Raw genomic sequence first — 10,694 nt, 5'->3', positions numbered from 1 at the left:
GCAGTCCGCTGTCACCAGAGGTGGAAAAAAGATATGCACAGCCATGCAACCGAAAACAAAGGGGACTGTACAGGGACGGAAACCGGAAGTATAACGCAGATGCTGTAGGTGCATATAACATCCTGAGAAAATATCTCTCCGTATCCGGAGCAAAAAAAGAACTGTCCGTAACCGGATTGAAAACACCTGAGATAATAAAAGTAGCTGTATAGCTCTAAAGAGCAAGCAGTAGTGGTGTCATGGACGCACCCTGAAAAGGCGGTATCCCGCCTTAATTCAGATGCTCTGGTAACTCAGTTGCCGAGTAGTTCACGAGCTTTAATTGGATTTTTTCACTCATGCCTTTTAAATATATCCTGGGAAGTGCGTGCATTGGATTGCAGGCTGTTTTGGGAAATGCCATGATGCAAAAATGTTTCGGTTATGAAATTTTTATACAACGTATGTTCTGGACAATAACAGGTACACTTCTGACCTTTATTTTATGTTTTCTGATGGACAGGTTGTTTGAAAATTTGTATACGAGTTACACAAAAGAGCTTCTGATCTATAGAAAAAACGCATGATTTTACCTGCATTTTGATATTGGAGATACATATTTCCTTGCATATCACGTTCTTTCTTGTTAAACTTGCTGTATCTTCGACTGTGGCGTTTTTCAGACATTCTCAATCTGAAAATTTCCAAATACAGATCGATATTCTTGTACATCAGTATTCATTTCTTTTACAAAGGACGATACCATTATACTTGCCATAGATTGCGATCTGCGGATCGGCGTTATCCGAAAAAAAGACCGGATCGAAAGTTCTTATGCACAGTTTTATCTTGAAGCGCTGAAAAAACATCTGGCAGAGGTCTGAAAGATAAGAATTCTTTCACAACTGCCAGAAATTTTTATGTCTACACCATAGTTTTAAACTATGAACAGCTCATGTTTTTATATATTTTTCAATCCTTTTCTTCCATGTTACAATAGCCCCGTCCAAAAAACGGATCTTCAAAATAATTTTGAAACTCACGAAATTTTTTTAAGAAAGAGAGGATATTACCTATAAGCAATTTACATTCCCCTTACCGTTATGACATCGTTGGCAGTTTCTTAAGACCAGAGCGTCTCAAAGATGCAAAAGCATCTTTCGAAGCGGGCACTCTTTCCCAGGAAACTTTTGACACTATTGCAAACGAAGAAATCACCAAAATCGTCCAAAAGCAAAAAGACCTCGGCTACCACATCATTACCGACGGCGAATTCCGTCGAACCTTCTGGCACCTGGATTTCATGTGAGGATTTGAAGGTGTCTCCCACAAACGAACTGGCAACGGCGTAAAATTCAACGCCGAACTCGCCGTCCGTGATGATGCCTTCCTCACTGGAAAGTTCAAAGCCAAAGCGCATCCTTTCGTTTACTATTACAAATTTTTAAAACAGTTCGAAGACGAAAATACTGTAGCCGATTATGTCTTCGCAAAAGAAAATGTCGATGCTCTCTATCTCGAATACGACGATGCCCGCTCCGGTGGTTTCGCCCCGCTTGCCAAAGTGTCCCCGGACAAAAAAGTCGTCCTCGGTCTTATCACTACCAAGTCCCCGGTGCTTGAGCAAAAAGAAGACATCATCCGCCGTATCCATGAAGCGGCAAAATACATCCCACTTGACCGGCTCTATCTCAGCCCGCAGTGCGGTTTCGCTTCCTGCGAAATCGGAAACAAACTGACAGAAGAAGAGCAGTGGGCTAAATTAGCTCTTGTCAGAGAAATCGCCGAAGAAGTCTGGGGCTGTTAGAGCACCCTCCTGTGGATCTGCCCATGCGGGCAGATTCTTTAACTGGCATGAAGCTTAAGGCTGTATCTACGAACTTTTTCTCGACTTTACGCATATCCTAAGTGCAGAAGGCAAAAAAGGAGCATCTCATGAAAAATAAAAAATGGCTCACACTTGCAACGGCAGTTATTCTTTCTGCAACAGCACTGCCGGTAACGGCATTTGCAGAAAAAAAGGACAATACGGAAGAAAACAAACTTATAGAAGTCACCTTAAACGAAGTAGCACATTCCATCTTTTACGCACCACAATACGTAGCAATCGAAGAAGGATACTTTGAAGAAGAAGGTCTGGATCTGACACTGGTAACAGGTTTCGGTGCAGATAAAGTTCTCACCGCACTGATCTCCGGCGAGGCAGATATCGGCTTCATGGGTGCAGAAGCTTCGATCTATGCTTACCAGGAGGGGGCAACAGATCCGGCAGTGAATTTTGCCCAGCTCACCCAACGGGCCGGGAATTTCCTGGTTGCCAGAGAAAAAATGCCGGATTTCAAATGGGAAGATCTGAAAGGAGAAAAAATTCTTGGTGGACGAAAGGGTGGCGTACATACATCCATGTAAATTATGAGACGATTGTGATTCTGTGTAACTGGGTGGATGGGATGAATAGTGCGAAGAATGTATAAAAGAAAAAGGAGAGGGGCCTCGGCACCCTCTCCCGATCGCAGGCTTCACAAGTTTCTGCAATCTGATCACTGATGAATACTATATTCTATTTTCTGCTAAAACGCAATAAAAATATATGAGATTCTGGATATTAGATAAGCATATTAACACATCTTATTTTCATAGTCCTGTAATTCATGAAAAATATTATCGACAAAAACAATGTTCTCTACAATGCGATACATCATAAAATATCTGTGATTCAAAAAATTGATACGGCGGTATCCATGCATACGAAGTCTTGGATTCTCACATAGCTTCAAACTGCCTGCTACATGCTTCAAACATTCAATGGTTGCATCATAATCGTCTAAAACATTTCGTGCTGCCTGCGTACTCTTTTTTTCAAAAATCAGATATTGGATGAATCTGTCTAAATCTTCTTCCGCATCTTTTGTCACTACAATTTTATAATCCATATTTTCCCCTCATATTGCGAGAAACCTCTGAAGCATCACGATATTTCCCCTCTGCTGCATTCTGGCGGGATTTTTCTAACTTCTCCAAGAACTCTGCTTCGGATAATGCTTCATATGGATTCGTGCGTGCTCTTTTAATTTCAAACGGAAAGCCATTCACAGACAAGGCCTGTGTTAAAAACATTCGGATTGCCGTTGTTGTATCTGTACCCAAATCTTTAAATAGCTCATCTGATTTTGCTTTTAATTCATCATCTACTCGAATTTGAATCGTGCTTGCCATATATGATTCCTCCTATTTTTTAACCATGCTATTGTCTTGTTATAACTAGAATAGCAAAGAAGCATTGTCAAGTCAATACATTTGCAATGTTTCAGCAATATTTCGTAAAGAAAACCATTCTTTCTTTTAACTCATCACTGAATTCTTCTAAGTCATTCATAGTGATCGCCCCTTCACTTAAAAGCGAAATCATCTTTGCAAAAACAGACAGAAAATTTATCCAGGCAGGTAAAAGAAGCAAAATCCAGCAGTATGCAGAAAAAAATGGATGATGCCAGACTCAGGGCGGATTATGAAAATCTACAACGTCTGGTAGAACGTATTCCACCGGAAATACTGGAATTGGCAAAAAGAGGTCAGTTAAGCCATTCAGACCGTGAACGATAAAAATATTTTAAAGTGGACAGACACGAAAACTGTCCACTTTTTATATGATAATGATAGAAAATTTAACAGAAAGGATGTGATAGCCTTGCGTAAACCAACGTATTATCTCTGGCGCAGCGACTTCTCCTCACAAGAAGAATTTGAAGCTGAACGTAAGAAATATACAGATAGTGGTTTCCGGGTTGTCATATTTCTGGACGGGAACTCGGATGCCGATATTCACAATGGTATCAAAACAATGGTTAGAAATCACTGGAATGATATATCATGATTTCAACAAACTGGAAGTTATCGCCTTGTTCCATCTTTAGGAAATTTGAATCATTGCTCCTACTGCATTATAGATTACATGTAACAGGAATGCTCCCCATAGGCAATTTGTCCTTTTATATACAGCATCGCAAAAAAAATGTAGTACAAGAAGCGATACTATGTATACCGCCGATAATGCATTGATAAATATTGCTCCAGATACTATCCATCTTACAGGATAATGTATGGATAAAAAAAGAACTGAATTAATTATACTAACAATCCATTGACCGTTTATGAGTCCAAACAGTCTTGTCTGTATGTACCCTCTAAATAGTATTTCTTCTTCAAAAGCAGCAAATAGAAATATAACCCAATTTAATAATGTAGGATTGATAAATGATACTGATTTCCCTTGGATTATATATAATGCCGTCTGTATAGCAAGTAGTACGAAACCTCCCGCTAAACCAAATACTATACTATTTTTGATATTATCAGAATTAATTCCAATACTTCTAATATTCTCTTTACTACAGTAAAAAAAGCAAAAGAATACTGCAATTAAAACCAATGGAATCAATATCTGCGATAAATTTAAAACAAAAACATTTGCATTTGTTGTATAAAGCCAACCTTGAAAGAAAGCACTACACATTATTAAGCAGTATGTTACAAGAGCTTTCATTCCATCCTTCTTTTCGTATTTTCTCAAATTACTTTTATACTGTACATTTACCCAGTTCATTTGATTTTCTCCACATACAGACTGATTCTATAATGCCTATATAAATTTCGATTGTATAATCACTTAATTTAAGGGTTTCATTAGCTGTTATATTTTATTAATAAACTCCCCGCTAACCCTTATAAACACTAACTTTTCTGTAGGTGAGCTTTCCCTTAGGTATTCCCTTGTGTTATATCGTTTCACAAGGTTTTACGAACCCTCGTAAGGGAAAAAATAAGGGAAGCAAAATCGCATAACACATTATAGCATAATATGAACGGACTGTGTGAACTGCTTGAAATGCTTTTTGAATTTTACAGAAAAGAGGATTGGTTTAATGAACATAATATATGCAGATTACAACATTTATCATAACAGCATTGATATATGCACTTATGCCGGATATATTCTTCGGATTGATTGTGCAAAGGCAGAGGAAGGATTAAAGACAACACCTAATTCAGAGTGTGCCTTGAATGCTTTGGCAATAGACAATCCTGTGAAGTATGCTCGACTTTATCTTGACGGTACTATGCAGATGTGGATAGATGCGGAAGATTTGTTGGAACTATGGTAAATAATTCTTAAGTCAAAACAAGCACCAAATGACATTACAAGTCATTTGGTGCTTGTTTTATAGATTCCATTTCTGCTTATTCGCATTGTTGTTCATTATATTGAATAAAAATAGCATAAAACACAACGTAATCGGAAACAGGAGTCCAATGCGCATGCCCACATGAATACTACCTCCAAACATGTCCGCACCCCTTCCTACAATGGCTGGACCTATGCTTCCTCCAAGATCACCTGCCATTGCTAAAAGTGCAAACATTGCAGTTCCTCCTGTTGGAAATGCCTTGGAAGAGATGCTGATTGTACCGGGCCACATGATTCCTACAGAAAACCCACATACAATACATCCAGCAAGTCCAATGATCGGATTTTCTGAAAATGACGCTAATAAATAACATACAAAACATAAGATACCGGAACCAATCATAAATCTGTTTAGTTTCATTTTATCACCGGCTTTTCCAAACAACACTCGTGAAATTCCCATCGTCACAGCAAACATACAAGGTCCGGCAATATCTCCCACTGCCTTTGAAAAGCCTAGGGCTGATTCTGCGTACGCAGATGCCCATTGTGCCATTGCAAGCTCCGATGCCCCGGAACAGACCATCATCACAATGGCAATCAGGAACATGGGATTTGAAAATAATTTTCTGATTCCCATTCCCTGTCCTTCCTCTACTAATGATTCAATCGGACAAGTTGCAAAATTAATAATATTGATAGCAGGAATTAATGCAAAAATAACAGCAAGCCATTTCCAGTTGCCAATTCCAAATAGCAGAAAGAAAACGGTCGAAACAAGTATAGTTCCAACTGCTCCCCAACAGTAAAAGGAATGCAGAAGGCTCATAGTAGCCTCCTTGTTCTCAAACGGACATGCTTCCATAATAGGACTTCCTAAAACCTCGATTAAGCCACTTCCAATCGCATACAAAATGACACTTATAATAATACCAATAAACGGAGATGGAATTATTTCCGGTAAAAATGCCAAACCTACAAGGCCTGCAGCCGAACATACTTCAGAAGCAACAATGCATACTCTATATCCAATTTTGTCCACGTACTTGGCACAAAACAAATCTACCAAAAGCTGTGTAAAGAAAAAGGATGTTGATATCATAGCAATGTTTCCAAGTGAAATATTGTAATCTGTATGAAATTTCAGAAATAGTAAAGGTGCAAAATTCGCAGCAACTGCCTGCGTAATAAATCCCAAATAACACGCCAATTTTGTCTTTTTATAATTCTTCATCATTTTTCCTCAACTCTCTTTGTTGTTATTCTTAGATAATGCTCATCTCCACACCAAACACTTCCCTCATAGAACGCACCTAAGTATCTTGGTTCACAATTCACTATAAATGACTTTTCAATAAGCATTAACATAAATTCATTTACCTGTTCCTCATTATCTAAAATGATAGAAATACATTCTTTTTCATCACATAAACCAAATTCAACCTGTGCATACATTTATCTTCTCCTTACGGCTAAATAGAACTATATAGTAATTTTGTTTATTTTTCACTATATAATATCGCAATTATGCTGTATAATATCGTAAAACAGATTGTTCGGGAGGGGACTGCCATGTCGCAGAAAGAAAAGAAAAAGCTTGTAAGTATAAAAACCGATGATACACTGATGGAAACTGCTTTACATGGGATTCATCTTTTTCCATACAAACTCTATGATGAAAACATAACCGATTATGATTTTAACTGTATTGACTGGCATTGGCATACCGAATTTGAATTTGTATATATCGAATCCGGTATAGTTCACTTTAATGTAGGAGAAGATAATTTTGACATGTCCGAGGGACAGGGAATATTTATTAATTCCAAAGTTGTTCATAAAATGCATTCCGAAAATGACGCTGTAATTCCAAATTTTCTCTTTCTTCCGTCTTTGATTGCTCCGAAAGAAAGTTTAATCTATCAGAAATTTGTGTTACCCTTTCTGAACTCATCTTTGGGTTATTACATTTTTTCTTCTTCACAGGAATGGCAGAAAGAAATTTTGTCTGAAATGCAAAAGCTTATACAGTTTAGCAGAGGTGAAATAAATGAACTACAAATATCTGTTCAATTACAAAAGATATGGGCACTCATAACTTCAAATGTTATTTGTTACCCAGAAACTCAAAATGTGAATGCTTCCTCACTTGCACGGTTACAAATGATGATGCAGTTTATACATTCGAATTACCCTGAAAGCATTTCTCTTTTGGATATTGCCAAAGTTGGGGAAGTGAGTATCAGTACTGCCTTGAATTTGTTTCGTAATGTACTGAATACATCTCCTGTCAACTATCTGATATGCTACAGGTTAAGGAAGGCAGCATTACTTCTTACCAATACAGAAAAAAAAGTAAGTGCCATTTCAATAGAAACTGGATTCAGTAATACAGATTATTTCTGTAAAACATTTAAGAGAATGTATTCCTTAACTCCTACAGAGTATAGAAACGTAAAGAAATGAATTATCCGACGAAAAAAGGGCGACTTATCTCGCCCCTTTATCTCTGCTATGGTAATTCCTTTGTGTATGCTGCTGATCAGCTTCTCTTTGATATATCCGTAATCTTTCTTCAAAGGTTGCTTTTGGTGGTGTTTTCTCCCCATAGTTTTCTTCCCATGTGGCAACATCCATCTGATACTTATACGTGGCATCCTGAGCGATTTTAATTGCATTATAGAATTGCTGTACAGTATCGAATCCATATCTTTTTACAATACCGGATAATCCCGATTTGAGAATATCTATTTCCTCATTCTTTCGCTCAATCTTACTGTCAAGCTCCCTCTTCTTGGTTAGTCTTGAAATACCGTGCAAATCGTCTCGTTTTATCTCCAGCAAATTCCTCTCATGCTCTGCTTTGAAGATTATTTCGTTTTGTTTATCCAGTTCATTCTTAATTCGCTGTAACTTTGGATAAACAGCTGCATCCGGTGGCATGGCAGGTTTGGGTGGTATAATATATAATAATATTACATAGTGCATAATATTTATATTTACATTTAGAAAGGAACGATTATGAATGCAGGATATGTCCGTCTCTCTAGAGACGATGATAAGAAAAATTACGTTTCCATAGAAAATCAGAAGCTGATTATCAGTCAATATGCCGATGATCATGGCGTAAAAATTGACCGCTGGTATGAAGATGACGGGATTTCCGGCTATATCTTTGACAGACCGGGATTTCAGCAGATGATGGCAGATCTGGAGCAAGAGATTGATACCGTATACGTTAAAGACTTCTCCCGCCTTGGCAGACATAATGCAAAGGTACTTCTGCTTCTGGATGAGTTCCAGGAGAGGGGCAAGCATCTGATTGTCATTGATGATAACTATGATTCCATGGATTCCAGTGATGACACCATTGGTATTAAAACATGGTTTAATGAAAGGTATGTGAAAGACACCAGTAAAAAAATCAAACGAGCCATCGGAGCCAGACAAAAAGAAGGAACTTTGATCACTAGGCCACCGTTTGGGTACCGTCGCAATGCAGAAGATAAAACGATTTTGGAGATTGTGCCAAAAGAAGCGGAATATATCCGGAAGATTTACGATTTATATCTTTCTGGTTCCGGTTATCGAAAAATCGCTACTTATCTGACAGAACACAACGCACCGACTTCTTCTATGATACAGCGGGAACGTGAAATCGAAGAAGGAAGATTATCCAAAAGGCAGGTTGCTTCCCAATGGTCGGATGCCATGATAAAAGAAATTCTGGATAATGATTTTTATATTGGAACATTCCGGCTGAAAAAGCGTGCAAGGAATACCGTTCATGGAAAAGACAAACGTGTTCCGAAGGAAGAACAGTGTATTTTTGAGAATCATCACCCAGCAATTATTGACAAAGCTACCTTTTCACTGGTGCAGGAGTTAAAGGAGAAACGCAACCGCACGAATTATCGTGGAAGCCGTGGACAGTGGCTTGGTTCGGAGATTCCCAATCCCTTTGGAAGCTGTCTGTATTGTAAGGACTGTGGCAGCCGTCTCACACCGATCAAGCGTCAGACATCCAACGGGGAACGGAAATATTATATCTGTACGACATATAATACCAAAGGCAGGCGTTATTGCTCCAAGGCTCATCTGATCGAAGAAGAAGATTTGATGGAGGATGTCCTGACTTATATCAAACTATGCAGAAATGCTCTCAGTGAAGTCATTGCTACCTATGATTTGAAAGATTTTGAAGCAGAAAAAAAAACAGTCGAAGAAAAACGACAGGAACTACATAGAGAAATCGGTGACCGAAAGAATCAGCTGAAAGTTTTACTTACACAGAAAGTAAAAGATCTGGCAGTTGCTAACGGAAATGAAAATTTGATCAATGAGACTTACGATTCCATGCAGAATGATTTGTTTGCTCAGATTCATGGTCTGGAAATGCAGTTAAAGGAACTGGATGAAGCAGCAATCGAAACGCCGGATGTAAAAGATAAATTACGGAATGCTCTTGATGTAGTAGATAAGATCATTGCCGGGGGAACGCTTGACCGCAGAGATATTGAACTTCTCATAGAAAAAATTGTGGTGGATGAGGACGGAATGCCGGAAATTACTTTAAAGTATGGACTATCCAATCTGATTCATTATAGTCCTGCCGATGAAATGAACCGCAGAGAAAATACGATAATTGCTATCGTAATGAAGCTGATCGCTGAGGATGAGCGTGGCTACACATCTGCCAAGTATCTGTCTGAGCACATCACAGATCTTGGATTCAAAAAGACAAAGCAGAGTATTCTGCCCTATATTGAACTGGTGAAAAGTCTTGGGATTCTGGAACCCACAGAAAACTCGCTGAAGCCGTACAGAATCGTAAAATCAAAAGAAGAAATTACGGTGCTTGTCAAAGGCTATCTGCCGGATACGTCAGATATATCAGCAGAAACCACCGCAAAACAACTATCGGGCGAATATTTACATTGTATCACAGGCGACAGGTGGCATGCCGGAAATGGTATTTGAATACATTCTGAAGAAAAACGGCATTGATCCAAAAACAGATCTCACCATAGATCAGAGCATAGACTTCGGCTCCACAGCTGCCGCCTTTACGGGAGATGATTCGGCTGCGTATACCGTGGAATTCGAGCCGTCAGCCACAATCCTGGAAAAAGAAGGTGCAGGATACGTAGTAGCTTCTCTTGGTGTGGATTCCGGATATGTTCCATACACCTCCTACAGTGCAAAAACCAGCTACATGGAAAAGAATCCGGAGGTTATCCAGAAGTTTACAAATGCGCTTCAGAAAGGTATGGAATATGTTAAAACTCATACACCGGAAGAAATCGCAGAAGTCATTGCCACGCAGTTTGCGGAAACAGATGCAGATACGATCACAACGATCGTACGGCGCTACTATGACCAGGATACCTGGAAAAACAATCTCATTTTTGAGAAGGAAAGCTTTGAGCTTCTGGAGGATATTCTGGAAGATGCAGGAGAGTTGAAAGAACGTGTGAAATACGAAGATCTTGTGACAACCAAGTATGCACAGAAGGCAGCAGAAAAATAA

Annotated in this window: 11 protein-coding genes and 4 pseudogenes; 9 read left to right on the top strand and 6 right to left on the bottom strand. The window is 38.8% G+C overall.

Annotated features, from left to right (window positions below):
• The 3 pseudogenes from WMO28_RS05405 to WMO28_RS05395 all read left to right on the top strand — a co-directional run.
• A pseudogene (locus WMO28_RS05405) lies at positions 1 to 212 on the top strand (RNA-guided endonuclease InsQ/TnpB family protein); the annotation flags it as partial.
• Between the two features lie 842 nt (positions 213 to 1,054).
• A pseudogene (locus WMO28_RS05400) lies at positions 1,055 to 1,786 on the top strand (uroporphyrinogen decarboxylase/cobalamine-independent methonine synthase family protein).
• Between the two features lie 128 nt (positions 1,787 to 1,914).
• Positions 1,915 to 2,373: pseudogene (locus WMO28_RS05395) on the top strand (ABC transporter substrate-binding protein); the annotation flags it as partial.
• Positions 2,374 to 2,597: 224 nt separating this feature from the next.
• Here WMO28_RS05395 and WMO28_RS05390 read toward each other — a convergent pair.
• Together WMO28_RS05390 and WMO28_RS05385 are read right to left on the bottom strand one after the other, a co-directional pair.
• Complete coding sequence (locus WMO28_RS05390; protein ID WP_349056285.1) at positions 2,598 to 2,912, bottom strand: type II toxin-antitoxin system RelE/ParE family toxin; 315 nt, start codon at positions 2,910 to 2,912, stop codon at positions 2,598 to 2,600.
• The gene (locus tag WMO28_RS05385) at positions 2,902 to 3,195 is read right to left on the bottom strand and encodes a type II toxin-antitoxin system RelB/DinJ family antitoxin (RefSeq protein ID WP_195257275.1); all 294 of its coding nucleotides are present in this window, start codon (positions 3,193 to 3,195) and stop codon (positions 2,902 to 2,904) included. The genes WMO28_RS05390 and WMO28_RS05385 overlap by 11 nt, the downstream gene beginning before the upstream one ends.
• Positions 3,196 to 3,390: 195 nt before the next feature.
• Here WMO28_RS05385 and WMO28_RS05380 point away from each other — a divergent pair, with 195 nt between their 5' ends.
• Both WMO28_RS05380 and WMO28_RS05375 read left to right on the top strand, forming a co-directional pair.
• Positions 3,391 to 3,582: a hypothetical protein gene (locus WMO28_RS05380; protein WP_349056284.1), complete on the top strand. Its 192-nt coding sequence runs from the start codon at positions 3,391 to 3,393 to the stop codon at positions 3,580 to 3,582.
• Positions 3,583 to 3,658: 76 nt separating this feature from the next.
• The gene (locus WMO28_RS05375; RefSeq protein WP_349056291.1) at positions 3,659 to 3,853 is read left to right on the top strand and encodes a hypothetical protein; all 195 of its coding nucleotides are present in this window, start codon (positions 3,659 to 3,661) and stop codon (positions 3,851 to 3,853) included.
• 36 nt (positions 3,854 to 3,889) lie between these two features.
• Here the strand turns inward: WMO28_RS05375 and WMO28_RS05370 are convergent, their stop codons facing one another.
• Positions 3,890 to 4,582, bottom strand: a complete 693-nt coding sequence (locus WMO28_RS05370; RefSeq protein WP_349056283.1) for a CPBP family intramembrane glutamic endopeptidase — start codon at positions 4,580 to 4,582, stop codon at positions 3,890 to 3,892.
• A gap of 319 nt (positions 4,583 to 4,901) precedes the next feature.
• Here WMO28_RS05370 and WMO28_RS05365 point away from each other — a divergent pair, with 319 nt between their 5' ends.
• A complete protein-coding gene (locus WMO28_RS05365; RefSeq protein ID WP_349056281.1) occupies positions 4,902 to 5,141 on the top strand; it encodes a DUF6061 family protein in 240 nt (79 codons plus the stop codon).
• Between the two features lie 57 nt (positions 5,142 to 5,198).
• Here WMO28_RS05365 and WMO28_RS05360 read toward each other — a convergent pair whose 3' ends face one another.
• Complete coding sequence (locus WMO28_RS05360; protein WP_349056289.1) at positions 5,199 to 6,398, bottom strand: MFS transporter; 1,200 nt, start codon at positions 6,396 to 6,398, stop codon at positions 5,199 to 5,201.
• Complete coding sequence (locus WMO28_RS05355) at positions 6,398 to 6,619, bottom strand: hypothetical protein (RefSeq protein WP_117963126.1); 222 nt, start codon at positions 6,617 to 6,619, stop codon at positions 6,398 to 6,400. Before WMO28_RS05355 ends, WMO28_RS05360 begins: the two co-directional genes overlap by 1 nt.
• A 117-nt stretch (positions 6,620 to 6,736) precedes the next feature.
• On the opposite strand from WMO28_RS05355, the gene WMO28_RS05350 reads away from it, so the two are divergent.
• Entirely contained in the window at positions 6,737 to 7,630 is an 894-nt protein-coding gene (locus WMO28_RS05350) for a helix-turn-helix domain-containing protein (RefSeq protein ID WP_178536300.1), read from the top strand.
• A gap of 24 nt (positions 7,631 to 7,654) precedes the next feature.
• Here the strand turns inward: WMO28_RS05350 and WMO28_RS05345 are convergent, their stop codons facing one another.
• Positions 7,655 to 8,152, bottom strand: a complete 498-nt coding sequence (locus WMO28_RS05345) for a hypothetical protein (protein WP_349056280.1) — start codon at positions 8,150 to 8,152, stop codon at positions 7,655 to 7,657.
• Between the two features lie 33 nt (positions 8,153 to 8,185).
• On the opposite strand from WMO28_RS05345, the gene WMO28_RS05340 reads away from it, so the two are divergent.
• Together WMO28_RS05340 and WMO28_RS05335 are read left to right on the top strand one after the other, a co-directional pair.
• Complete coding sequence (locus tag WMO28_RS05340) at positions 8,186 to 10,144, top strand: recombinase family protein (protein ID WP_349056279.1); 1,959 nt, start codon at positions 8,186 to 8,188, stop codon at positions 10,142 to 10,144.
• Positions 10,119 to 10,694, top strand: a pseudogene (locus WMO28_RS05335) (ABC transporter substrate-binding protein); the annotation flags it as partial. The gene WMO28_RS05340 and the pseudogene WMO28_RS05335, both read left to right, overlap by 26 nt.

It is taken from the genome of Blautia aquisgranensis, from assembly GCF_040096615.1.
Classification (GTDB): Bacteria; Bacillota; Clostridia; order Lachnospirales; family Lachnospiraceae; genus Blautia_A; species Blautia_A aquisgranensis.
Note: the sequence above shows the minus strand (reverse complement) of the source record. Positions and strands in the feature narration are given on the sequence as shown.